The organism is Amycolatopsis tolypomycina (genome assembly GCF_900105945.1).
Lineage (GTDB): Bacteria > Actinomycetota > Actinomycetes > Mycobacteriales > Pseudonocardiaceae > Amycolatopsis > Amycolatopsis tolypomycina.
The window spans coordinates 277,148-299,887 of record NZ_FNSO01000003.1; the positions used below are offsets into that span (position 1 = coordinate 277,148).

At 72.0% G+C, this 22,740-nt stretch carries 22 protein-coding genes; 15 read left to right on the forward strand and 7 right to left on the reverse strand.

The window, feature by feature from the left end:
• Positions 1-90: 90 nt before the first annotated feature.
• The 9 genes from rpsF to dnaB all read left to right on the forward strand — a co-directional run bounded on the left by rpsF (position 91) and on the right by dnaB (position 6,951).
• Entirely contained in the window at positions 91-417 is a 327-nt protein-coding gene (gene rpsF / locus BLW76_RS06870; protein WP_200876551.1) for a 30S ribosomal protein S6, read from the forward strand.
• Between the two features lie 17 nt (positions 418-434).
• Positions 435-947 (forward strand): single-stranded DNA-binding protein, encoded by a 513-nt coding sequence (locus BLW76_RS06875; protein ID WP_003098746.1) that lies wholly within the window; start codon positions 435-437, stop codon positions 945-947.
• Between the two features lie 43 nt (positions 948-990).
• Positions 991-1,239 carry a 30S ribosomal protein S18 gene (gene rpsR, locus BLW76_RS06880; protein ID WP_003098744.1) on the forward strand — a complete coding sequence of 83 codons (249 nt, stop codon included), beginning with the start codon at positions 991-993 and terminating at the stop codon, positions 1,237-1,239.
• Positions 1,240-1,253: 14 nt separating this feature from the next.
• A complete protein-coding gene (rplI, locus tag BLW76_RS06885) occupies positions 1,254-1,715 on the forward strand; it encodes a 50S ribosomal protein L9 (RefSeq protein WP_091305005.1) in 462 nt (153 codons plus the stop codon).
• 141 nt (positions 1,716-1,856) lie between these two features.
• The gene (locus BLW76_RS06890; protein WP_091305006.1) at positions 1,857-2,213 is read left to right on the forward strand and encodes a hypothetical protein; all 357 of its coding nucleotides are present in this window, start codon (positions 1,857-1,859) and stop codon (positions 2,211-2,213) included.
• Positions 2,210-2,806, forward strand: a complete 597-nt coding sequence (locus tag BLW76_RS06895; protein ID WP_091305007.1) for a DUF3558 domain-containing protein — start codon at positions 2,210-2,212, stop codon at positions 2,804-2,806. The genes BLW76_RS06890 and BLW76_RS06895 overlap by 4 nt, the downstream gene beginning before the upstream one ends.
• Position 2,807: 1 nt before the next feature.
• The gene (locus BLW76_RS06900) at positions 2,808-4,145 is read left to right on the forward strand and encodes a hypothetical protein (RefSeq protein ID WP_091305008.1); all 1,338 of its coding nucleotides are present in this window, start codon (positions 2,808-2,810) and stop codon (positions 4,143-4,145) included.
• Between the two features lie 99 nt (positions 4,146-4,244).
• Positions 4,245-5,033: an ESX secretion-associated protein EspG gene (locus BLW76_RS06905; protein WP_091305009.1), complete on the forward strand. Its 789-nt coding sequence runs from the start codon at positions 4,245-4,247 to the stop codon at positions 5,031-5,033.
• Positions 5,034-5,538: 505 nt separating this feature from the next.
• A complete protein-coding gene (gene dnaB / locus BLW76_RS06910) occupies positions 5,539-6,951 on the forward strand; it encodes a replicative DNA helicase (protein WP_091305010.1) in 1,413 nt (470 codons plus the stop codon).
• 82 nt (positions 6,952-7,033) lie between these two features.
• On the opposite strand, the gene BLW76_RS06915 is transcribed toward dnaB, so the two are convergent.
• Positions 7,034-7,486: a MarR family winged helix-turn-helix transcriptional regulator gene (locus BLW76_RS06915; protein WP_091305011.1), complete on the reverse strand. Its 453-nt coding sequence runs from the start codon at positions 7,484-7,486 to the stop codon at positions 7,034-7,036.
• A gap of 26 nt (positions 7,487-7,512) precedes the next feature.
• Here BLW76_RS06915 and BLW76_RS06920 point away from each other — a divergent pair, with 26 nt between their 5' ends.
• Both BLW76_RS06920 and BLW76_RS06925 read left to right on the forward strand, forming a co-directional pair.
• A complete protein-coding gene (locus BLW76_RS06920) occupies positions 7,513-7,779 on the forward strand; it encodes a hypothetical protein (RefSeq protein WP_091305012.1) in 267 nt (88 codons plus the stop codon).
• A 23-nt stretch (positions 7,780-7,802) separates the two neighbouring features.
• Positions 7,803-8,573, forward strand: coding sequence for a dioxygenase family protein (locus BLW76_RS06925; RefSeq protein WP_091305013.1), 771 nt, complete (start codon positions 7,803-7,805; stop codon positions 8,571-8,573).
• Between the two features lie 207 nt (positions 8,574-8,780).
• Here the strand turns inward: BLW76_RS06925 and BLW76_RS06930 are convergent, their stop codons facing one another.
• Together BLW76_RS06930 and BLW76_RS06935 are read right to left on the reverse strand one after the other, a co-directional pair.
• A complete protein-coding gene (locus BLW76_RS06930) occupies positions 8,781-12,188 on the reverse strand; it encodes a beta strand repeat-containing protein (RefSeq protein WP_244170071.1) in 3,408 nt (1,135 codons plus the stop codon).
• A 205-nt stretch (positions 12,189-12,393) separates the two neighbouring features.
• A complete protein-coding gene (locus tag BLW76_RS06935; RefSeq protein WP_091305014.1) occupies positions 12,394-13,356 on the reverse strand; it encodes a hypothetical protein in 963 nt (320 codons plus the stop codon).
• A gap of 217 nt (positions 13,357-13,573) precedes the next feature.
• Here BLW76_RS06935 and BLW76_RS06940 point away from each other — a divergent pair, with 217 nt between their 5' ends.
• From BLW76_RS06940 to BLW76_RS06950, 3 genes are read left to right on the forward strand one after another with little or no spacing between them, the layout of a single operon-like run.
• Entirely contained in the window at positions 13,574-14,776 is a 1,203-nt protein-coding gene (locus BLW76_RS06940) for an AI-2E family transporter (RefSeq protein ID WP_091305015.1), read from the forward strand.
• Entirely contained in the window at positions 14,773-15,909 is a 1,137-nt protein-coding gene (macS, locus tag BLW76_RS06945) for a MacS family sensor histidine kinase (protein WP_091305016.1), read from the forward strand. The genes BLW76_RS06940 and macS overlap by 4 nt, the downstream gene beginning before the upstream one ends.
• The gene (locus BLW76_RS06950) at positions 15,906-16,565 is read left to right on the forward strand and encodes a response regulator (RefSeq protein ID WP_091305017.1); all 660 of its coding nucleotides are present in this window, start codon (positions 15,906-15,908) and stop codon (positions 16,563-16,565) included. Before macS ends, BLW76_RS06950 begins: the two co-directional genes overlap by 4 nt.
• Positions 16,566-16,568: 3 nt before the next feature.
• Here the strand turns inward: BLW76_RS06950 and BLW76_RS06955 are convergent, their stop codons facing one another.
• The gene (locus tag BLW76_RS06955) at positions 16,569-17,576 is read right to left on the reverse strand and encodes a hypothetical protein (protein WP_091305018.1); all 1,008 of its coding nucleotides are present in this window, start codon (positions 17,574-17,576) and stop codon (positions 16,569-16,571) included.
• Positions 17,577-17,660: 84 nt separating this feature from the next.
• On the opposite strand from BLW76_RS06955, the gene BLW76_RS06960 reads away from it, so the two are divergent.
• Complete coding sequence (locus BLW76_RS06960) at positions 17,661-18,311, forward strand: DUF1707 SHOCT-like domain-containing protein (RefSeq protein WP_091305019.1); 651 nt, start codon at positions 17,661-17,663, stop codon at positions 18,309-18,311.
• Between the two features lie 73 nt (positions 18,312-18,384).
• Here BLW76_RS06960 and BLW76_RS06965 read toward each other — a convergent pair whose 3' ends face one another.
• The 3 genes from BLW76_RS06965 to BLW76_RS06975 form a co-directional block, all read right to left on the reverse strand.
• Positions 18,385-19,842, reverse strand: coding sequence for an MFS transporter (locus BLW76_RS06965; RefSeq protein WP_091305020.1), 1,458 nt, complete (start codon positions 19,840-19,842; stop codon positions 18,385-18,387).
• A gap of 494 nt (positions 19,843-20,336) precedes the next feature.
• Positions 20,337-21,986, reverse strand: a complete 1,650-nt coding sequence (ptsP, locus tag BLW76_RS06970; RefSeq protein ID WP_091305021.1) for a phosphoenolpyruvate--protein phosphotransferase — start codon at positions 21,984-21,986, stop codon at positions 20,337-20,339.
• A complete protein-coding gene (locus BLW76_RS06975; protein WP_091305022.1) occupies positions 21,979-22,716 on the reverse strand; it encodes a hypothetical protein in 738 nt (245 codons plus the stop codon). Before BLW76_RS06975 ends, ptsP begins: the two co-directional genes overlap by 8 nt.
• Positions 22,717-22,740: the final 24 nt, after the last annotated feature.

Consider the following 22,740-nt stretch of genomic DNA (forward strand, 5'->3'; position numbering starts at 1 on the left):
GCCGCCTCGGCACCCCCAGGTAGCCTTACCTGGACAAACCCTCCTGCCACGGACAGCCCGTGGCCGCGAGCCCATAGGAGGTGAGTGGTTGTGTCACGCCATTACGAGGTAATGGTCATCCTGGACCCCACGCTCGACGAGCGCACGGTCGCCCCCACGCTGGACAACTTCCTCAACGTGATCCGCACTTCGGGCGGTTCCGTGGAGAAGGTCGACGTCTGGGGCCGCCGCCGCCTTTCGTACGAGATCAAGAAGCACGCCGAGGGCATCTACGCCCTGCTGGACCTGAACTCCTCGGCCGACGCGGTCAAGGAGCTCGACCGGCAGCTGTCGCTGCAGGAGACCGTGCTCCGCACCAAGGTCATGCGTCGCGAGGTCAAGCGCGCCGCGGCCAAGCCCGCTGCCGCCAAGGCCTGAGCCCGAGGGGAACCCCGATGGCTGGAGACACCGTCATCACGGTGGTCGGCAACCTGACCTCCGACCCGGAGCTGCGCTTCACCCCGTCCGGTGCGGCGGTCGCGAACTTCACCGTCGCGTCCACCCCGCGCACCCTCGACCGGCAGTCCGGCGAGTGGAAGGACGGCGAGGCGCTGTTCCTGCGCTGCAACATCTGGCGCCAGGCGGCGGAGAACGTCGCCGAGTCCCTCACCCGCGGCGCCCGCGTCGTCGTGCAGGGCCGCCTGAAGCAGCGCTCGTTCGAGACGAAGGAAGGCGAGAAGCGCACCGTCGTCGAGCTCGAGGTCGACGAGATCGGCCCCTCGCTGCGGTACGCCACGGCCAAGGTCAACAAGGTCAGCCGCGGTGGCGGCGGTGACTTCGGCGGCGGCGGTGGCGGCGGGAACCGCGGCGGCGGCGGCGGTGGCGGCATGCCCGCCGACGACCCGTGGGGTTCCGCCCCGGCCGCGAGCAGCGGTGGCGGCGGCTTCTCCGACGAGCCCCCCTTCTGATCTCGTACACATCCACACAGATTTGAATTACCAGGAGTAGACAGTGGCCAAGCCACCCATCCGCAAGCCCAAGAAGAAGGTCTGCGTGTTCTGCAAGGCCGAGAAGAAGGGCCGCCCGGAACTGATCGACTACAAGGACACCAACCTGCTGCGGAAGTACATCTCCGACCGCGGCAAGATCCGTGCCCGTCGCGTCACCGGCAACTGCAGCCAGCACCAGCGTGACATCGCCATCGCGGTCAAGAACTCCCGCGAAATGGCGCTGCTGCCCTACACCTCGACCGCGCGCTAAGGGAGGGCACGGAAATGGCGAAGATCATCCTCACCACCGACGTGGCCAACCTGGGCGGCCCCGGCGACATCGTCGAGGTCAAGGACGGCTACGCGCGCAACTACCTGCTCCCGCGGGGCTACGCGATCGTGGCCTCCAAGGGCGCGGAGAAGAACGTCCGCACGATCCAGCGCGCGCAGGAGAGCCGTCGCATCCGCGACCTCGACCACGCCAAGGAGATCAAGGCGACGCTGGAGGGCCTCGGCGCCGTCCAGCTCACCGGCAAGGCGGCCGCGGGCTCGAAGAAGCTCTTCGGTTCGATCACCGCCGGCGAGATCGTCGACGCGATCAAGGCGGCCGGTGGCCCGCTGCTCGACAAGCGCGTCATCGAGCTGCGCGACCACATCAAGACCGTGGGCAAGCACTCGGTCGGCGCCCGGCTGCACCCGGACGTCAAGGTCGACGTGCGGCTCGAGGTCAAGGCCGTCGCCCAGTAGGGTCGGCACCGTAAGGCAATACGTCGTGAGAAGGCGGGCCGTCCCCTGGTGGGCGGCCCGCCTTCACGCTTTCCGGGGAACCTCGGACACCGCGGCGGCGTCGGAGGAGAATGGGCGAGGACGCGAAGGGGATGGGATCGCATGGCTAACGAGGTCAACATGTCCGCGCCGGCCGGTGGTGGCGGCGGCTTCACGTTCGACGCCGACAAGATCGACGGCGTCATCAAGAAGTGGCAGGACCTGCAGGCCGACCTGAAGCGCGACTACGCCGACGCCAACCTGATGGCGAACGTGAAGGCGCCCGGCAAGGAGTTCGCTAGCGGCGACTGGGAGAAGCTCGCGAACCCGTCCGGCAAGGCGTTCCTCGAGCAGAACCAGAAGATGCAGGACTACGTCAAGAACTACATCGACGCGCTCACCGCCGCGAAGCAGAAGATCACCACCAAGGAGTCGGACACCTACGCCGACCTCTCGAAGCGGGGGAACCAGGCCACGTGAACCGACGACTCATCGCCGTCCCGGCAGTGGCACTGACCGTGCTCGCCCTCGCGGGCTGCTCGGGCAAGACGCGCGGCACCGCCAACCCGGCGCCGTCCACGGCCGAGTCGAGCGGCCAGGCGGCCGGTGGCGGCTCCGCGCCGAAGGTGCCGAGCCCGCTGAACACCGCGTCGATCACCTCGGACGCCTGCGCGACGCTTTCGTCGTCCGCGCGCTCCACGCTCAGCCTCGGCGCCGGCTCCCCGCGCTCCACGGACAACGGCCCGAGCTGCACGTTCCAGGAAGCCGCCGACCCGGGCAACCAGATCGACGTGACCACGGTGACGGCGAACAAGAACGGCCTCAGCGACGTCTACGACACGAAGGCCAACGACGCGTACTGGGAAGAGACGCAGATCAGCGGCTACCCGGCCGTCTACGCCGCGGCGGTCGACGGGCGCAAGAGCGGCAAGTGCGGCCTGTTCGTCGGGGTGACCGACGAGCTGGCGGTCAACATCCTCGTGCAGTACGACAACGGCGCCGGCGCGGCGGACCCCTGCCCGGTGGCGCAGAAGTTCGGCGAGGCGATGGTGCAGACGTTGAAGGAGGGCTGACATGCTGGAACTGGTGCTCCTGGGCGGCTTCGCCGCGTACAACCTGGCGACGACGCATTCGGACGACCACACGTCGGTGCAGGGCGACCGCAAGATCGACTGCTACGACATCTGGGAGAAGATCACCACCGGTCCCGGTGCCGGCTCGATCGAAAACGGGCAGTCCGCGGCGAACCGGCTGAAGGGCGCCTACGCCGAGCGGCTCGGCACGATCGACGCGCTGGCCAAGGAGATGGACGCGGCCTGGACCGGCGGCGGGGCCGAAGCGGCCCAGCAGGCGGGCGCCCACCCGCTGCGGGTGTGGATGGAGGACTCCGGCACCAAGCTCACCGACTCCGACAAGTACCTCGGCGAGCAGCACAACGCGTTCACCACGGTCCACGCGCAGGTGCAGCAGGTGCCGAAGGACCCGCCGAAGAACAACCTGCTCAACGCGATCAAGCCGTGGACGACCGACACCGACCGGGCGATCCGCGACTACAACGCCAAGGGCCAGGCCAACGTCGACGCCTTCAACACCTACTACAAGGCCAGCAACGACAACGGCCAGAAGATGCCGACGTACGCCGCGCTGCAAGGCCAGCAGGAGAACGTCAACGTCGACGGCGGCGGCAAGGACGGCAAGAAGAAGCCGGGCGACAAGGACGGCACCGGCTCGGGCGACCCCAACGGCAACGGGAGCGGCTCGGTGCCGGGCGTCAACATGCCGCAGCCGGGTACCGTGCCGTCGTTCCCCGGCCAGCCGAACACCCCCGGCGGCAGCTTCGACCCGGGCAAGGTTCCGGGCTTCGACCCGTCGAAACCGCCGAACTTCGACCCCTCGAAGATCCCGGGCGGGAACTACGACCCGGGCAAGCTCCCTGCCTACACCCCGCCGAACTTCAACGACGGCACCCACTCGTCGGGGTTCGTCCCGCCGAAGATCCCCGGGGCAGGCGGTGGCTTCGGCCCCGGCGGCGGGGGCGGCGCGGGCGACTTCGCCATCCCCGGCGGCGGCTTCGGGCCGGGTGGCTCGGGCGGCATCGGCGACCCGTCGGGCGGCTTCGGGCCGGGCGGCGTCGGCTTCGGGCCCGGCGGCTCGACCGGCGCCATGCCCGGTGCCGGGGACGCGGCCGGCGCCGGCCGGGGTGGCGCGGGTGCCGGCGGGGCGATGGGCGGCGCGGCCGCGGGCCGCGCCGGTGCCTCCGGGATGGGTGGCATGGGCGGCATGCACCCCGGTGGCGCCAAGGGCCAGGGCGGCGGCGACGAGGAACGCACGTCGAAGTACCTGCTCGGCGACGACCCGAACGACATCTTCGGGACCGACGAGCTGACCGCGCCGCCGGTCATCGGCGAGTAGCGCACGCGGGATCGCCGGGCGCGTGCCAAGATGGGCGCGCCCGGCTCTTGCGGGTTCACCAACGATTTTCAGTGTCCGATTCTTCTGGGGGAAAGCGCGGTGCTGGACAGGCAGGTCACCATCACGACCGGCACCCTGATCAACCTGATCCGGCGCCGGGGCGGCGAACCGCACGCGGTGCTGTCCGAGAAGCCGACCTGGTACAGCGACGAGGCCCAGCGCGGCGAGGACGAGCAGACCAACGCCGAGCTCGCCAAGGCCGGCCTGTTCGGCCCGCGCGGGATGCACCCCGGGTTCGTCGCGACGATCGAGGCGATCGCCCGGCCGCAGCTGGAGTACTACGGCTGGATCGACGGCGGGTTCCAGGGCAAGCCGGTGAGCTACCGGCTGCTCGCCGGCAGCGCCGGCGGCGAGGCGTTCGTGCTGGCCAAGCACGAGGAGCTGGACGTCGTCGTGCTGGAGTCGACGAAGCCGCACGAGCTGCTCGACGACTTCCTCGGCCAGATCCCGAAGCTGGCACCCGGCCGCGGGACACCGCTCGCGGTGCCGAAGAGCCAGATCGAAGGCACCCCCCGCGGCGACGAAGGCAGTTTTGCGGTGCTCCGCAGCGATCGCCCGGCCGAGGGTTCGCAGGAGGCCGACGAGCTCCGCCGGATCCTCGCGTTGCGCCGGATGGGGAGCGGCAGCCTGTACGTCGCGGCCCGCAGCCGCACCGGCGCGCGGCACCGGATCGAACGCCCGGTTAACTACATCGATACGTCGGAAGGCCGGTGGCTGACCGAGGAGATTCCGGGCCGCGGCGAGAACCGGATCGCCTTCACCCCGGCCGACCAGCGCGTTCTCGCTGACCGGTTACGCAGCGCACAGGGCCGGCTCACCGCCGCCTGACGAAACCGGCGTTCAGCCCTCCGGGTAACGCGTCTACCCTCCGTGATATTCATCCACAGGCCGCGTGGTCCAATGGGCTCGAGCTGGTCCACGACACGCCGAAGAACGGACTTCGCGCGACACGCCGGACGAGTTTTCCGCGAGTTCTCCACACCTTGTACACAGCCCCTGAGCTGGGCATTCACCAAAGGCGATCACGCTTGTCCCCAACTTGTCCACAGCTCTCGCGGCACCTGTGACTGGTTACCCCCATTCATCCCCAGGTTGTCCACAGAAGGGTCCCCACCCTGAATTGCCATCGGCCTTCCGGGGGATCTAGCGTGCCCGCTCGGGCCTGTACTCACGGTGGCGCTCCGCGTGTCTGCGGCAGCCGGTCGGCGTTGTCGCCGATCATCGGGGGACGAGGTCCGGTGGCCGGGAGCGCGAGCGACGGCCACGTGCTTCGAGAGCGAAGATCCGGCATAATCGAACGGGTGTTCGACACGATGAGGAGGTGTCCGGGGCGGTGGCGCTGACCGACGACCGCAGTCCGATGTATGCGGAGGAAGACCCGGGTCCGAGCGACCCCGGTCCCGGTGGCGGTGGGGGCTTCGACCGCCAGCCGCCGCAGGACATCGCGGCCGAGCAGTCCGTGCTCGGCGGCATGCTGCTGTCCAAGGACGCGGTCGCCGACGTCATCGAGGCGCTCGGCCCCGACGACTTCTACAAGCCGGCGCACCAGGCGATCTACGACTGCATCCTCGACCTCTACGGCCGCGGCGAGCCCGCCGACCCGATCACGGTGTCGGCCGAGCTGGAGCGGCGCGGTGAGCTGGGCCGCGTCGGCGGCGCGCCCTACCTGCACACGCTGATCGCGACGGTGCCGACGGCGGCGAACGCGGGCTACTACGCCGAGATCGTCTCGGAGAAGGCGGTGCTGCGCCGGCTCGTCGAGGCGGGCACCCGGATCGTGCAGTACGGCTACGGCGCGGCGGCGGGCGACGGCGCGAACATCGACGAGGTCGTCGACCGCGCGCAGGCCGCCATCTACGACGTCACCGAGCGGCGGACCAGCGAGGACTACGTCGCGCTGGAAGAGCTGCTGCAGCCGACGATGGACGAGATCGACGCGATCGCGTCGCGCGGCGGCCAGTCCCAGGGCATCCCGACCGGGTTCGCCGACTTCGACGAGCTGACCAACGGCCTGCACCCGGGTCAGATGATCATCGTCGCGGCCCGCCCGGGTGTCGGCAAGTCGACACTGGGCCTGGACTTCGCGCGGTCGGCGTCGATCCGGCACGGCATGACCAGCGTCATCTTCTCGCTGGAAATGAGCCGCACCGAGATCGTCATGCGCATGCTGTCGGCCGAGGCCAAGATCCGCCTCGCCGACATGCGCGGCGGCAAGATGTCGGACGACGACTGGACGCGCCTGGCCCGCCGGATGAGCGAGGTCTCCGAGGCGCCGCTGTTCGTCGACGACTCGCCGAACATGACGATGATGGAGATCCGCGCGAAGGCCCGGCGGCTGAAGCAGCGGCACGACCTCAAGCTCGTCGTCCTCGACTACCTCCAGCTGATGACGTCCGGCAAGCGCGTCGAGTCGCGGCAGCAGGAAGTCTCGGAGTTCTCCCGGCAGATGAAGCTGCTGGCGAAGGAGATCGAGGTCCCGGTGATCGCGATCAGCCAGCTGAACCGTGGTCCGGAACAGCGCACGGACAAGCGCCCGATGCTGTCCGACCTGCGTGAGTCCGGCTCACTGGAGCAGGACGCCGACCTGGTCATCCTGGTCAACCGCCCGGACGCCTGGGAGCGCGACGACCCGCGCGCGGGCGAGGCGGACCTGATCATCGCGAAGCACCGCGCCGGCCCGACGGCGACGATCACCGTCGCGCACCAGCTGCACTACAGCCGCTTCGTCGACCTCTCGCACGACTAACGGCGGTCGCCGATGCAATGAAAGAGTCGTTCATGACGTCTGAGGTCATGAACGACTCTTTCATGACGTTCGAACCCCGGCCCTAGCCCAGGGCGCTGTACCCGCGGACGAAGGCCGTGAGGAGCCTGCCGAAGTTCTCGCGGTCCTCCTCCGGCCAGTCCGCCATGACCTCGGCGAACACCCCGCGCCGGAAGGCGTGCATCTCGTCGAGGTGCGCCTGGCCGGCCGGGGTGGGCACGAGCACCGCACGCCGTCCGTCGCGCTGGTCGGCTTCGCGGCGGAGCAGACCCTGCTCGACCGCGCGCGCCACGAGCCTGCTGGCGCGGGGCTGGTCGACGCCCATCGCCGCGCTCAGGGCCGTCACCGTGCTCGGTTCCCCGCGTTCGGCGAGCTCTTCGACGACGTCGAGCAGCTCGAACACCGGGTCGTGCGCGCCGCGGCCTCTCGCCTTGCCGATCCGGCTGAGGGCTCGCCGCTGCTGGCTGCGGCGGATCGCGATCATGGCCCGCTCGACGTCGGCCACCGCGTCCGTCATGGTTGCTCCACCTTCTCGAATCCTCCATGGCCGGAGCCCTCGACGCGGAGTCGCTGACCCGTCGGCACTGGCAGGTACTCAACACGATCGCCCTCGGCGCCCGCACGCCGGAGCGGGTGGATGCGGCGATGGCGCCGTTCGTCGCCGGCGAGAGCTCGATGGCGCCGAAGGTGGCCGACCTGCGCGCCCGCGACTACCGCACCACGCTGCGGACGCTGGAACGCTGCGCCGCGAACCTCGAAGCCGCCTGGAGGAATATCTCGGCGGACGGCGTCGTCTACTCTGGTAGTTGAACTTTCAATCACTGGAGCGTTCGATGACCCGCACCCCGGTTCTCTACCTCAGTCACGGCGCCCCGCCGCTCGCCGACGACACGACCTGGACCCGCCAGCTCGCCGGCTGGTCCGCCGACCTGCCCAAGCCCCGCGCGATCCTGATCGTGTCGGCGCACTGGGAGGAGGCGCCCCTGACCATCGGGGCGACCACGACCGTGCCGCTCGTGTACGACTTCTGGGGTTTCCCCGAGCGCTACTACCAGGTGCGGTACGCGGCTCCCGGCGCGCCGGAGCTGGCGGCGAAGGTCCGGAAGCTGCTCCACTCGCCCGAGACGCCGGTGCACGACGACCCGGCGCGCGGCCTCGACCACGGCGCCTACGTGCCGCTGGTCGAGATGTACCCGGACGCCGACGTCCCGGTGCTGCAGATCTCGATGCCGTCCCTCGACCCGCAGGAACTGTTCGACGTCGGCCGCAAGCTCGCGCCGCTGCGCGACGAAGGCGTGCTGATCATCGGCAGCGGTTTCTTCACCCACAACCTGAGCGGGATGGCCCGCGCCACCGACGGGACGCCGCCGGCGTGGTCGGCCGAGTTCGACCACTGGGGTGACGAGGTCCTGCGCAGCGGCGACGTCGACACGCTGCTGGACTTCCGGTACAAGGCCCCGGCGGCGGCGCTCGCGCACCCGCGGATCGAGCACTTCGCGCCGCTGTTCGTCTCCCTCGGCGCCACTTCGGACGAGAGCTCCGGCCGCACGGTGATCGACGGCTTCTGGCACGGCCTGGCGAAGCGGTCGCTCCAGTTCTCCTGAACTTCCGCCGGACGCGAGCGAGCCCCAGGAGCCGAAGTGGCTCCTGGGGCTCGTCGTCTCCAGGGAAGGAGAGCTTTTCGGTTCCGCTGTCGCGGGGCCGGGGGCGCTCCGTGCGAGGTCACCCTCGCGGCGCGGTGGAGCGCCCGCCCGCGGCAGCAGGATCGGGGGCCGGGCGGGCTCTGGCCGAACCCGCCCGGCATCAGCGCACTACTTGCGCTTGACCAGGCCCATCAGCTTCGCGAGGAAGCCGGTGGAGTCCAGGCCGGACATCGCCGGGACCTGCGGGGTGCTGTCCAGCACCGGCAGCTTGGCGTTCACCGGCACGGTCTGCGCGACCGGCAGCGTGGCCGGCAGGGCGGCCGGAGCCTCGATCGGCAGCGCGGGGGCCGCGATCGGGAGCGCCGGGGCCGCGACGGGCAGGCCGGTGGCCGGCACGTCCGCACGCTCGGTGTGCTTCGGCAGCGTGGTGCCCAGGGCCGACAGCCCGGTCACCGCGGGCAGCGCCGAGGTGGAGGGCAGCGCCGGCAGGGCCGGCTTCGGCAGGGCCGGAGCACCGCCGAGGGCCGGCAGCGCCGGCACCGCGACGGGCAGGCCCGCGGCCGGCACGTCCGCACGCTCGGTGCCGTGACCGCCGAGGGAGCCCAGCGACGACAGCCCGTTCACCCCGGGCAGGCCCGCGGCGGTGGGCAGGGCCGGCTTCGGCAGCGCCGGGGCCGGCAGCTGCGGGAGCTGCGAGACACCCGACAGCGGGCTGCCGACCTGCGGCACGTCGGCGCGCTCGCCGACCGGCGCGGTCACCGGCAGCGCGGGCAGGCCCTGGGTGGGCAGCCCGGCGGTCGGCACGTTGCTCGCCAGCCCGGCCAGCGAGGGCACGCCCTGCGGGCCCAGGTTGCCGGCCTGCAGCGCACCGGTCAGCCCGTCCATCGACGGCAGCCCGCCGAGCAGGGCGGCGACCGGCAGTTCGCGGTTCAGCCCGTCCACCGACGGCAGGCCACCCTGCATGGGCAGGCCGCTGCGCAGCCCGGCCAGCGACGGCAGCTCGCCGGCCGCCAGCTCCGAACCCTCGGCCGGGAACGCGATCGGGTCGACGTCCTCGTCGATGCTCGTCGCGTCCGTGGCGTGGGCGGTGGCGACCCCGAGCAGCTCGAGGGGCACCCCGAAGATCTGCACCGGCAGCGCGAACGCGTGGTAGCCGTTGATGCCCGACAGGCTGGAGTGGTCACCCGCGGTGGTGGCCTTGCCACCGTTGTGGGTGGTCAGCGTGTTCTCGCCGACGGCGTGCGCGACGCCGCCCACGGTCACCGCGTCGCCGAACAGCTGCGCGATCGCGGTCACCGGCAGGTCGAGGATGTTGCCGGAGATCGCGCCTTCGACACCGGAGGTGGTGTCGTCGCCCGCGTTCTCGACCTCGGTCATGTTGATGCCGGCGCCCTTGGCGACACCCGCCACGCTGGCGGCGTCACCGAAGACCTGCGCCACCGCCAGCGGGTCCACGCCGATGATGTTGCCGGCCACGCTGCCGCGGTCGCCACTGGTGGTGGCGTCGCCGCCCGCCTCCGACTCGACGTCGTTGGTGCCCTTGCCGGTGCCCAGCGCGGCCGCGGCGATCCCGTCGCCGAAGACCGTGCCGGCGCCCGCGATCGGGGCCTTCACGATGTTGCCGGTCAGCGCACCGTCGCGGCCGTCGGTCACGGCGTCGCCGCCCGCCGTCGCGTCGGTGATGTTGTCGTTCTCACCGGTGCCGATGCCGCCGAGGGCGCCACCGACGCCCATCGCCTGCACGGGCAGCGCGACCGGGGCCTCGACGATGTTGCCCGCGCCGGCGCCCGCCGGGCCGTGGGCCTTGACGTCGCCGCCCGCGTTGGACGTCGTGTCGGTCGAGCCCTTGCCGTGGCCCTGGCCGATGAAGGCGCCACCGATGTTGGCGACCTGCACCGGGGTGGACAGCGGGGCGGTGCCCAGGTTCGAGCTCAGGAAGCCGCCGTCGTCCACGGTGCTGCCACCGCCGCCGCCGGAGACGACCTTGGTCTCGTCGGCCGCGCCGGAGCCCTGGCCGATGAACGAGCCACCGATGCCGAAGACCTCGGCGGGCAGGCCCACCGGCACCTGGACGAGGTTGCCCGAGCCGGAGGAGTTGGCGCCCTGCGTGCCGTCGTAGCCGCCGGCGGTGACCGTCTTGTCCTCGGTCGCCGTGCCGGTCGCGTTGCCGATGTGGCTGCCGCCGACCCCGAAGACCTCGGGCGCGCCCGCGGCCTGGGTGTTGACGACGTTGCCGCCGAGGAAGGAGCCGTTGCCCTTGGTGTAGCTACCGTTGCCGGCGTTGGCGTCGGTCGTGGTGTCGTGCGCGGCGTTGGCCTGGCCGATGTACGTGCCACCGATGCCGAAGGCCTCGACCGGCAGCGCGACCGACGGGTTGAGGACGTTGCCCGACCCGCTCGAGTTGTCACCGGTGGTCTGGACGAAGCCGCCCGAGTCGACAGTGCTGGAGGAACTGCCGGCGCAGGGGATGCCCGAGGAGGCGTTGCCGATCCACGAGCCCGCGACACCCGCGACGTTCGCGATCGGGGACAGCGAGGCCGCCCCGCCGTTGCCGGACAGGAACGAGTCGTCGCCGCTGGTCTCGAGGTAGGTCGGGACGCCGAGGCTGCCCTTGCGGGTGTCCCCGGCCGTGGCGTCGGCGGAGGTGTTGCAGCCGTCGGAGTTCGACAGCGAGCCCCACACCGCACCGGAGTTGCAGTTGAACTTGACCGGCAGGGCGATCGGCGCGCCGACCACGTTGCCCGACCCGGAGGCCTGGTCGCCGGAGCTCAGCAGCGAGCCGCCGGAGGTGGCGACGGTGTCGGCCGAGTAGCCGTGGCTCTGCCCGTTGCCGAGCAGGTACGAAGCGGCGTTGCCGGTCACCTGCACCGGGGTGGCGAACTGGCCGGCCACCACGTTGCCGGAGAGCGCGGACCCGTCGCCGTTGGTGGCGACGTCCCCGGTCTCGGTGGTGCTCTGGCTGGCCGACCCGCCGGTCACCCGGCCGGTGCCGCCGGCGACACCGCCGCCGTTGCCGGCGATCTGGACGGGGAGCGCCCAGTCGAGGACGACCGCGTTGCCCGCGAGGCTGGAGCCTTCGCCGGTGGTCTTGACGTCCTGGTCGTGCGACCAGGTCTGCGAGTGGTTGCCGCCCACGACGGTCGCGTCACCGAGGACGCCGATCGCGTTGTCGACGATCTGGATCGGGACGACGACGTCGCCCGTGACCTTGTTGCCCTTGAGGTTGTTGTGGCTCGGGGTGAAACCGCCCCCGCCGCCGGCCCGGGCGATGCTGCCACCCAGGGTGCTCTCGCTGATCGGGCTCGCGTCGTCGAGCTGCTTGGCAGCGTCGTTCGCCGCGCCGGTGACCGGCTTGGTGCTCAGCTCCGTCTGCCCGGCGGGCAGGTCCAGCTGGCCGAAGGGGGTGCCGACCGCGTTGTTGGCTTCCTGGATCGGAACCGTCACGTTGAGGTCGAGCGGCGAGGCAGGGGTGTCAGGGTTGACGTTCTCGTCAGCCGAGGCGATGCCGGTGCCCAGCATCAGCAACCCACCCGTGACAAATGCGGTCTGGAGTCCGCGCTTTGCCCACGTCTGCATGGGGTTTTTCTCCTTTATTTCGGGTTCCCTTGCGGGTTCATGGGGGTGCGCCCGTCGAAAGAGGGGATGTCCGAGCGCACCGAGGGGAGGTGGAACTTCTTGCGGGCGCGACAAAGCGCACCGCCGTGTCACGGGTATTGCGCGGACGCCAAGCCGTCAGCGAAGGACGGACGTGGACGCGTCAGCGACCCGTGGAGGGAGGTGTTCAGTCAGGAGTGACGCCGGGCTGCTCGCCCGGGGTGCGCAGCGAGTGGCGCAGGCCGGCGCGGCTCATCGCCGCGACGGCGGAGTCGACGGCTTCGGTCGTCCAGAAGGGGACGCCGAAGTTGAAGCCGTCGAGGTGTCCACCGGGGGCAGTGGTGCCACCCGGGGCGGTGGGGACGGCCGGCGCGGCCGGAAGCTGCGCCGGGGTCAGCGGCGACGGCAGGTCACGGTGCCCGTCGCGGGACTGGCCCGCGGCACCGGTGACGTCGTCGTGGTGCGAACCCGCCGGCAGCACGAGCGCGGCTCGCAGCGGAGCGGGAAGCTCGGCCGGGGTGACAGCGGCCGGACCGGCCTGCTGTCCGGTCCCCGGGTTCGACGGCTCGTGCCCGGCCGGGTCGAGGCCCGGGAGCAGGTCGCCGTGCCCGGCCGGGTCGAGCAGCTGCCACACCTGGTGGCCGAAGTCCTCGGCCGGCTCGGGGGCGATGGCCTGCTCGATGACCTGGCGGGTGTCCTCGGGGTTGCGGACGATGTGCTCGGCCGCACCCAGGGTGCGCTCGGCCGGGCTCAGCACCGCGTCCTCGGCGAGGTCGGACACCGAGTCGCTGACGCGCTCGGAAACCTCGTGCCGGAGGGTGCGGCCGCACGCGATCTGCGGCTCGCTCCACGTCGTGGCTTCCTGGTGGCAGCTCGCGCCGGCCATGTCACCCGCGAAGTGCGCGGCACCGTGGTCCGCGTCGGCGAGACTGCCGTCGGCGGCCTCGGTGACGGCGGTGCCGACCTCGACGGTGTCGACGGAAGCAGTGTCGACAGACGCAGTGTCAACGGAAGCGGAAGCGGTCGCGCCGGAGACGAGCCACGCGGCGGCGGTACCCGCCACCGCGCCACCGACGACGAGCAGCGCACGCGACACGAGACGGCCGACGCGGTTCGCGCCCTGCCCCTCGTTCGTCGCGGTGCTCGTCACTCGTCGTCTCCTGTTCGTGATCCGGCCGTTGCGGAAGCGACCTAATCAAATCGGGGCGGCGCCGCGCATCCTCGACACGACTTGATGCCCCCATCGTGTGAAAGACACACGGTGTAGCCCGATTTGACGGTCGGTGATCTTCCCTGGCTGCCACGCGTGTCGGACGCGGCCGCGGGAAAGCGGCGGAATCGGGCGGAGCAACCGCTACGGTGAGCCGGTGACCCACGCGCGACGTGAAGACCCGTTTCTGCCGGAGCACGAGGACGTCACCGGGCTGATCCCCCGGGGCCTACGCATCAGTGCCGCACTCGCGTGGCGGCTGATCGTGGTGGCCGCGGCGCTGTACGTCGTGGGCTGGGTGATCGGCCGCCTTTCCGTCGTCGTGATCCCGCTGGGCATCGCCCTGCTCCTCTCGGCGCTGCTCGCGCCGGCCGTGCAGAAGCTCGTGGCGGTCCGGTTCCCGCGGGGCCTGGCCACGGCGATCGTGCTGATCGCCGGGCTCGCCGTGCTGGGCGGCCTGCTGACGTTCGTCGTCACGCAGTTCTCGAGCGGCCTGCCGCAACTGCAGAAGCAGCTGAACGAGAGCCTCAACCAGATCAAGGAATGGCTGATCAACGGCCCGGCGCACCTGCGCCAAGAGCAGATCCAGGAGTTCATCAACCAGGTCTTCGGCTTCCTGCAGAACAACCAGAGCTGGCTCACCGACACAGCGCTGACCACGGCGAGCACGGTCGGCGAGATCGTCACCGGCTTCCTGCTCACGCTCTTCATCACCATCTTCTTCCTCAGCGGCGGCGACGGCATCTGGACGTTCCTCGTCCGCGTCGCGCCCGGCCGGGTCCGCAACCGCGTGGACGTCGCCGGGCGCCGCGGGTTCGCGTCGCTGGTCAGCTACGTGCGGGCGACGGCGGCCGTGGCGGTCGTCGACGCCGTCGGCATCGGCATCGGGCTGTGGATCGTCGGCGTGCCGCTGGTGATCCCGCTGGCCACGCTGGTGTTCCTCGGCGCCTTCATCCCGATCATCGGCGCGCTCCTCACCGGGGGCATCGCCGTGCTGATCGCGCTGGTCACCAACGGCTTCATCGGCGCGGTGATCGTGCTGGCCATCGTGGTCGGCGTGATGCAGCTGGAAAGCCACGTGCTGCAGCCGCTGCTGCTCGGGCGCGCGGTGAAGCTGCACCCCCTCGCCGTCATCCTGGCGATCACCATCGGCCTGGTCGTGGGCGGGATCGCGGGCGCGCTGATGGCGGTGCCGATCCTGGCCGTGCTCAACGCCGGTGTCCGGTCCCTGCTGCACGAGGAGAACCCGGACCCGGCCGAGGTGAACGTCCTGAAGGACCAGGCGGCGCAGCCCAACGACGCCGAGCCGGGCACCCCGGGTGCCACGGTGCCGACGCGCGGCGAAGACGACGAGAAGTGACCGTCCGCAGGACGCCCGACCCGGTCACGCCCATGTGGCGCGGCGTGCTCGCGTTCCGCGTGCTCACCTGGGCGTTCGCCTGCGGCACGGTCATCGTCCAGAGCGGCGAGTACCGGCGCGAGTGGCTGGCGTGGACGGTCCTCGGCGTGATGGCCGTCTGGTCGGTCGTGAGCAGCTTCCTCTACCTGCGCGAGCGCACGCGGCCGCCGGCGCTGGTCGTCTTCGACCTCGTGCTGTCCACCGGGCTGCTGCTGACCTCGCCGTGGGTGCTCAGCGACGCGCAGTTCGCGCTCAACGTCCCGCTCATCACCACGGTGTGGGCGGCCGTGCCGCCAGTCGCCGCGGGCGCGCGGTTCGGCGCGGCAGGCGGGGTGCTCGCCGGGCTGGTCGTCGGCGTGGCGACCGCGCTGGCGCGGGAGAAGTTCGACCTCGACGTCGCCCGCGACGGCGTCCTGCTCGCCGCGGCCGGGCTGCTGGTCGGCATGGCGTCGACGATGGCCCGCCGGTCGGCGGCGCGGCTGGAGCAGGCGCTGCGGAAGGAAGCCGCGACGGCCGAGCGCGAGCGGCTGGCGCGGTCGATCCACGACAGCGTGCTGCAGGTCCTCGCGCGGGTCCGCAAGCGCGGCAACGAGGTCGGCGGCGAAGCGGCGGAGCTGGCCCGGCTGGCCGGCGAGCAGGAGATCGCGCTGCGGTCGCTCGTGACGACCGAGCCGGTGCAGCTGACCGACAGCGGCACGATGAGCCTGCGCGCCGCGTTGCAGGTGCTCGCGACGTCGTCGGTGCAGGTCTCGGCGCCGGCGGACGACGTCGAGCTGCCGGCGCACGTCACCGGCGAGCTGGTCGCCGTGACCCGCGAAGCGCTGTCGAACGTCGAGAAGCACGCGGGCCCGGACGCGCACGCGTGGGTGCTGCTGGAGGACCTCGGCGACGAGGTCGTGGTGAGCATCCGCGACGACGGACCGGGCATACCGGACGGCGTTCTCGAGCAAGCCGCCGCGGACGGGCACCTCGGCGTGGTGGAATCGATCCGGGGGCGGGTCCGCGACCTCGGGGGCAGCGCGACCCTCGACACCGGGCCCGGCCGGGGCACGGAGTGGGAGGTCAGGGTGCCGAGCACGAGGGGTGCGAGATGAGCGACGAGCCGCAGATCTCCGTGATGGTGGTCGACGACCACCCGATCTGGCGCGACGGGGTGGCCCGCGACCTCACCGAAAACGGCTTCGACGTGCGGGCGACCGCACCGGACGCCGACGCGGCGGTGCGCATCGCGCGCACCGTGCAGCCGGACGTCGTCCTGATGGACCTCAACCTCGGCACGACTTCCGGTGTGGACGCCACCCGCGAGATCACCGGGGCGCTGCCGTCGACGAAGGTGCTGGTGCTTTCGGCGAGCGGCGAGCACAAGGACGTCCTGGAGGCGGTGAAGGCGGGCGCGTCCGGTTACCTGGTCAAGTCGGCGTCCGCGGTGGAGCTGGTCGACGCCGTCCGCCGCACCGCCGCCGGCGACCCGGTGTTCACCGCGGGCCTGGCCGGGCTGGTGCTCGGCGAGTACCGGCGGATGGCCGACGCGCCTGCGGAAGGCGCGGAGCCACCCCGGCTGACCGAGCGCGAAACCGACGTCCTGCGCCTGGTCGCGAAGGGGCTGACCGCCCGGCAGATCGCCGAACGGCTCGTGCTGTCGCACCGAACGGTGGAGAACCACGTGCAGTCGACGCTGCGGAAGCTGCAGCTGCACAACCGCGTCGAGCTGGCCCGGTACGCGATCGAGCACGGCCTCGACGAGGAGTGAGCGTCAGGACAGGACGGTGAAGCCCGACCAGGTGCCCGCCGGCAGCGGGGCCTGGCTCAGCCGCCACTGCGGTTCGCCGGGGTGCCAGGCGGCCAGCACGCGGTCGGCGAGCACGAGGTCACCGGCGGGCGACCAGCCGAGGCCGCGTCCGAGGTGCTCGGTGACGAACGGCATGCCGGGGGCGTGGTCCCAGGTCGGGCCGTCCGGGCGGAGCAGCCAGATGTCCCGCGTCTGCGTGCTGGTGCCGCGGTAGGCGGGGTTCGCGAAGTCGACGGCCCAGATGGCTCCTTCCCGCGAGGGCACCACGGTGGGCGCCGGGCCGATCGAGGGCCGGCTGAGCTTCTCGCTGCTGTTGTCGCGCAGGTCGACCAGGGTCAGGTCGGTCAGGCCGTCGAGCAGCAGCCAGTCACCGGCGGCGCCGAGGATGCGCGGCGCCTGCCGGACCGTGCGGCCGGTCGCCGGTTCGATCAGGGCGTCGGTCGATTCGGCGGCGCCGGCGTTGATGGTGATCAGCAGGCCGTGCGGGGTCTCGGTCCGCACCCGGGTGCGGCAGCTGGCGGGCTGGCCGCGGCCGGTCTCGCCGTTCGCGAGCGAGACGTGCTGGAGGCGGCAGTCGTCCGGCGCGTCCTGCCGGATCAGCCAGACGCCTTCGCCGCCGGCGTCCGGCCCCGCCGACCAGGCGCGACCGAGGGAGCGCGGCGGGCTCGCGGGTCCGGTGTACTCGAGGATTTCGAAGGGCTCGTCGTCCTTGGGGTACGGCGGGCGGACCGTCAGGACGACGTGCTTCCCGACCCGCAGGACGTCCAGCCGCACGTCCCCACCGGGGTAGCCGGGCGGGGTGGCCACCGGGCCGCGGTCGGCGTCGAAGAGGGTGGGTGCGACGGTCGGCAGCAGCGCGGTGACGCTGATGCCGCCGGTCGCCTGGATGCCGGAGAGCTCCGCCGGTGGCGCCGGCGGCGGAGGCGGCGCCGGGAGTTTGTTGGTGCACGCGGACAGCAGGACAGCGGCCACGACGGCAACGGCTGCGCGAACTACGGGTCCGTTCAGGGTTTTCCCCCGATCTCCCTGGTGAAAACCGGTTCTACCATCGATGGCATGGGCGAGGAAGAGACACCGGTGACCGAAACCAAGCCGTTGAGCGAGCGCGATCTCCGGGTGTCGGACGACGAGCGCGAGCACGTCGTCGGAGTGCTGCAGAAGGCGATCGGCCGCGGGATGATCGACCTCGACGAGTTCACCGAGCGCACCGACCGCGCGCTGGCGTCGCGGACGCGCGGCGAGCTGAACGCCGTGCTGGCCGACCTCGCCGGCCTCTACCACCCGGCCGCGGCCCTCGCCGCCGCGCCGGCGTACGCGGCGCCGGCGGGCTACCCCGGCTACTCGACCGGCCAGCGGTTCGAGCTGAACGCGAAGTACTCGTCGCTGGTCCGCGGCGGGCCGTGGGTGGTGCCGGCCGAGCTGGTGGTGCGCAACAAGTACGGCTCGACGAAGCTGGACTTCACCGAGGCCCAGGTGCAGTCGCCGGTGGTGCACATCGAGCTGGACGCCAAGTGGGGTTCGGTCGAGATCATCATCCCGGAGCACGCTTCGGTGGACCTCAACGCGATCAGCGACGTCAAGTTCGGCTCGATGGAGGACAAGACGCGCAGCAACGGCCGGATGGGCAATCCGCGGTACGTGCTCACCGGCCGCGTGCACGGCGGCTCGCTGGTCGTCCGGCACCCGCGGCGCGGGCTGTTCGGCTAGCCGGGGCCCCTCTGCCCCCGGCGTCAAGGAGGCCTCCCCACCCAGGCATCGGGTGGGGAGGCCTTCGCCGTGTTCAGGCGGCCCGCAGGTTCCGGGCGACGAAGTGCACGAGGACGGCGAAGGCGACGGCGGCGAGCCCGGCGACGACGTGCAGCCCGGCGGGCAGGCCGTGCGAGCCGGCGACGGCGTTGCCCAGCGTGCCGACGGTGGCGAGGCCGAAGGCGTAGCCGAACTCGTTGACCGTCTGGGCCAGCGAAGCGGCAGCGCCCGCCTTGCGCACCGGAACCGAGCCGACGACGAGGTCGGTACCCAGCGCGACCATCGGCCCGACACCCAGCGACGTCACGGCGAACCCGAGCGACGGCCACAGCGGCCCGCCCGCGGGATCGACGAGGGCGAGGATCGCCATCCCGGACGCGGCGAGGGCCACCCCGCCGGCGATCAGCCGGCTGGTCCGGACGTGCCGGGCGAGGACGGGAGCGGCGAGGAAGCTGACGGTCGAGGCGGCCATCCCGGGCAGCAGCCCGAGCGCGGCCCCGACGGGCGACAGGTGCTGCGCGAGCTGGAAGAACTGCGCGACGAACAGCATGGTCGTGCCGCCGAGCATGCTGAACAGCAGCATCCCGCCGAGCGTCGTCCGGAAGGCCTTGGCGGCGAAGAGGCTGAAGTCGACGAGCGGGTCGGCGAGCGTGCGCTGCCGCTTCACGAAGACGTACCCGACGGCCAGGCCGAAGCCGAGGGCGAGGACCGGCCCGGTCCCGACGCCCTCGCGCGCGAGCTCCTTGACGCCGTAGACGACGGGCAGGATGGCCCCGAGCGAGAGGGCAACACTGGGCAGGTCGAGCCGGCCGGCGGTCTCGTCCCGGTATTCCGGCAGCAGCTTCGGGCCGATGACCAGCAGGAGGACCATGGCCGGGACGCCGAGCAGGAAGACCGAGCCCCACCAGAAGTGTTCGAGCATGAACCCGCCGACCATCGGCCCGACGATGGCACCGACGGTGAAGCAGCCGGCCCAGATCCCGATGGCTTCGGCCCGCTGCCGCGGGTTCTGGAACATGGTGCCGATGAGCGAGAGCGTCGAGGGGGCAAGCGTCGCCCCGGCAATTCCGAGCACAGCCCGCGCGGCGATGAGCATCCCGGCACTGGTGGAGAAGGCGGCGACAACGGAGGCAACCCCGAAGGCGGCGGCCCCGATGAGAAGAAGTTTCCGGCGTCCGATCCGGTCCCCGAGGGTTCCCATGGTGACCATGAACCCGGCGACCATGAAGCCGTAGGTGTCCATGATCCAGAGCTGTTCGGTGCCATCGGCGTGCAGGCTGACGGCGAGGTTGGGCAGGGCGAGCACGAGGACGAAGACGTCCAGCGAGACGAGCAGGGCGGGCAGGGCGAGCACGGCCAGCCCGACCCAGGCCCGACGCCCGGCCCTGACGGCGCTGACCGGGGCGGCGCCGGCCGGGGCGGCGCCGGCTGGGGCCTCGGCCGTGGCTTCGGCCGGAGCGGCTTCGGCCGGGCCGGAGATGGTGGCGGTCATGGTGGGTCCTCTCGACTCGAGGTGCTCGCTTTCACCTCTTCGTCGAGCGGCCGGACGCGGGATCGACAACCACGCCGGAGCTATTTCCGAGCGGAACGCGCGGAGGTTCGGGGCGGGTTGCCCACACCCCTCGATCAATGTGGACAACCACGCTGATCAAGGTTCGCACAGTTCGGCACTGTCGGTGATGACCGATAGACTGAAAGTGGGGGGGCGCCCCCGCGGCGGCGTGCGGTTTTGAGCCCGCGGGGCGCCGCACAGCTCAACCGGGAACCACTGCGCGGGCAGCCGCACAGACCAGCCGCGAACCACTGCGCCGGGCCACCCACAGACCAGCCGCGAACCGCCGCCGAGGCCGCCACGCAGCTCAACCACGAGCCGCCGAGCAGCTCAACGCCAACTGCCGCCCGGGCCGCCGCCGCCCTCAACCGCCAACCGCCGCCGGGCCGCCGCCGCCCTCAATCGCCAACCGCGGCCAGCCCGATCAGCCCGGATCAGCCGCGGGCTGCCGCTCGAGCCGCGGCTGGGTCCGATGTGGCCAGCGTGGCCTCCGCCAGGGCTTCGCACTCTGCGAGCGTCGCCGTCGCCAAGGTGGCTCCGACCGCGCGGATCGCCGGGGCGTTCATCGACAGGCTCGTCAATCCCAACCCCGCCAGGACCAGGGCCAAGCGCGGGTCCGCCGCCGCTTCGCCGCATACCCCGGCCGGCTTTCCTGTTGCCTTTGCCGCTTCGCCGATCAGCTTCAGGAGGCGCAGCAGGCCCGGCTGCCAGGGGTCGTTGAGCTTGGCCACCGCGCCCAGCTGGCGGTCCGCCGCGAACGTGTACTGGGCCAGGTCGTTCGTGCCGACCGAGACGAAGTCGACCGCTTCGAGGATCTCTCGGGCGCTCAGTGCCGCCGCCGGGATCTCGATCATCACGCCCGCCCGGGCGATTCCTGCCGCCCGGACTCGCGATGCGAACCACGCCGCCTCCTCGACCGTGGCGACCATCGGGGCCATCACCGAAACCTCGGCGCCCGAATCCTCCGCCGCGCCCGCGATGGCCTCGAGCTGGCGGTCCAGCACCTCCGGGCGGTCGAACGCCACGCGCAACCCGCGCACGCCCAGCGCCGGGTTCGGCTCGGCCTCCGGGGACAGGAACGCCAGGGGCTTGTCGGCGCCCGCGTCGAGCGTCCGGACGATCACCGGCTTGCCGCGGAACGGGGCCAGCACCGCCGTGTACGCCGCGCGCTGGTCGGCCACCGATGGCTCGTCCGCGGCGTCCAGATAACAGAACTCGGTGCGGAACAGGCCGACTCCCTCGGCGCCCGCGTCGGCCGCGGCCAGGGCGTCGGCCGGGGAGCCGACGTTGCCGTAGACCTTCACGCGGTGGCCGTCGGCCGTGGCGCCCGTTCCGTTCCACTCGGCGCGCTGGGCCACCGTGGCCGTGACGACCGGTGCCGACGGGTCCGCGATCTCGACCGTGCCCGTGTCGCCGTCCACCGCAAGCGCTTGCGCGTCCAGGGCCAGCAGCCCGCGGACCGCGACGACGGCCGGGATGCCGAGCGCCCGCGCCAGGATCGCGGTGTGACTCGTGGGTCCGCCCTCCTCGGTGACCAGGGCGAGGACCTGCGCCGGGTCGAGGCCGGCGGTGTCGGCCGGGGCGAGGTCGCGGGCGACCAGCACGCTCGGCGACGCCAGCTCGGGCACCCCCGGCGGGGCGATGCCGAGCAGCTCGGCGATCAGCCGGTCGCGCACGTCACGGACGTCGCGGACGCGCTCCGCCATGTACCCGCCGGCCGCGGCCAGCGCTTCGGCGAAGCCTTCGGCGGCCTGGTAGACGGCGCGCGCGGCGGGCAGCCCCTGCGCCTTGACCAGCGTTTCCGCCTGGGCCGCCAGCGCCGGGTCGGCGGCCATCGCGGCGGTCGTGATCAGGATCGTCGCCGCTTCGCCGGTCGCGGTCTCGGCCTGTTTCTCCAGCCGGCCGGCGACGATCGCGGCCGCCGGGGCGATCCGGGCGGCTTCGGCGGCCGGATCGGCCGGGGCCGGGGTGGCGGCGGGCTCGCCCAGCGGCTCGGCGACGCGGACGACGGGACCACTCGCGCGGCCGGGGCTGACGGCGACCCCGGACAGGGACGCCACGGCGGCGGCATCAAACTCAGGCATGGTCTAGACCATAGCTCAGATAGGCCGCGATATCTCGTGGTGGCGGGCACAAACCGCGTTGCCTTACCTGCTCGAGCACCGGCCGGACCTCCTCGTGCCACCAGGCTTCGGCCAGCTCGTCACGGCTGTGCACCGGCCGTCCGGCCAGCATACGGCGGAAACCCCAGGCCTCGGCCGAGTCGGCGAGCCGGAACCAGTCGGCCGGGTCGTCGAGCCACAGCCCGAGGCGGACGTCGTCCGGCATCGGCACGCGCTCCAGGAACATCCGCTCGGCGGTCTTCGACGGCAGGTCGGCGAGCGTCAGGCAGCGCAGCGCGCAGGCGACCGTGCTGATCCAGCGGACCCGGGCGCGGATCGTCCGGGCGCCGCGGGCGCGCGCGATGCCGACGCGGTGGTGGCCGTCCTCGACGAAGAACATTTCGGAGAGCCGCACGAGCCGCACCGGCGGCAGGTCGGCCGACGTCCGCGTCAGGTGCTCCCAGCGGTCGCGCAACGCCCGGTTGCGCGGCCGGAACTCGCGGTCGAAGTCCCCGGCGCGGGCGACCGTGCCGACGATTCCCGCCAGCGGCACGTCGTAGACGCCTTCGTCGAGTTCGGTCTGCTTGCCGAGCGCCTCGAGGGTCTCGTCGAGCGGCATGATCGCGAGCCGGTCGGGGCGGCGCGCGTCCGCGATCGCCCGCAGCTGGGCGGCATAACCGCGCCACCAGGCCGAGCCGAACGAGTCGCCCATGTGACGTCCAACACGGACGGCCGG

Coding starts and splice junctions, on each gene's coding strand:
- BLW76_RS06875 (WP_003098746.1), top strand. CDS start 435: ATGGCTGGAGACACCGTCATCACGGTGGTCGGCAACCTGACCTCCGAC.
- rplI (WP_091305005.1), top strand. CDS start 1,254: ATGGCGAAGATCATCCTCACCACCGACGTGGCCAACCTGGGCGGCCCC.
- BLW76_RS06890 (WP_091305006.1), top strand. CDS start 1,857: ATGGCTAACGAGGTCAACATGTCCGCGCCGGCCGGTGGTGGCGGCGGC.
- BLW76_RS06900 (WP_091305008.1), top strand. CDS start 2,808: ATGCTGGAACTGGTGCTCCTGGGCGGCTTCGCCGCGTACAACCTGGCG.
- BLW76_RS06915 (WP_091305011.1), bottom strand. CDS start 7,486: ATGACGGACGCGGTGGCCGACGTCGAGCGGGCCATGATCGCGATCCGC.
- BLW76_RS06920 (WP_091305012.1), top strand. CDS start 7,513: ATGGCCGGAGCCCTCGACGCGGAGTCGCTGACCCGTCGGCACTGGCAG.
- BLW76_RS06925 (WP_091305013.1), top strand. CDS start 7,803: ATGACCCGCACCCCGGTTCTCTACCTCAGTCACGGCGCCCCGCCGCTC.
- BLW76_RS06930 (WP_244170071.1), bottom strand. CDS start 12,188: ATGCAGACGTGGGCAAAGCGCGGACTCCAGACCGCATTTGTCACGGGT.
- BLW76_RS06950 (WP_091305017.1), top strand. CDS start 15,906: ATGAGCGACGAGCCGCAGATCTCCGTGATGGTGGTCGACGACCACCCG.
- BLW76_RS06960 (WP_091305019.1), top strand. CDS start 17,661: ATGGGCGAGGAAGAGACACCGGTGACCGAAACCAAGCCGTTGAGCGAG.
- BLW76_RS06965 (WP_091305020.1), bottom strand. CDS start 19,842: ATGACCGCCACCATCTCCGGCCCGGCCGAAGCCGCTCCGGCCGAAGCC.
- ptsP (WP_091305021.1), bottom strand. CDS start 21,986: ATGCCTGAGTTTGATGCCGCCGCCGTGGCGTCCCTGTCCGGGGTCGCC.
- BLW76_RS06975 (WP_091305022.1), bottom strand. CDS start 22,716: ATGGGCGACTCGTTCGGCTCGGCCTGGTGGCGCGGTTATGCCGCCCAG.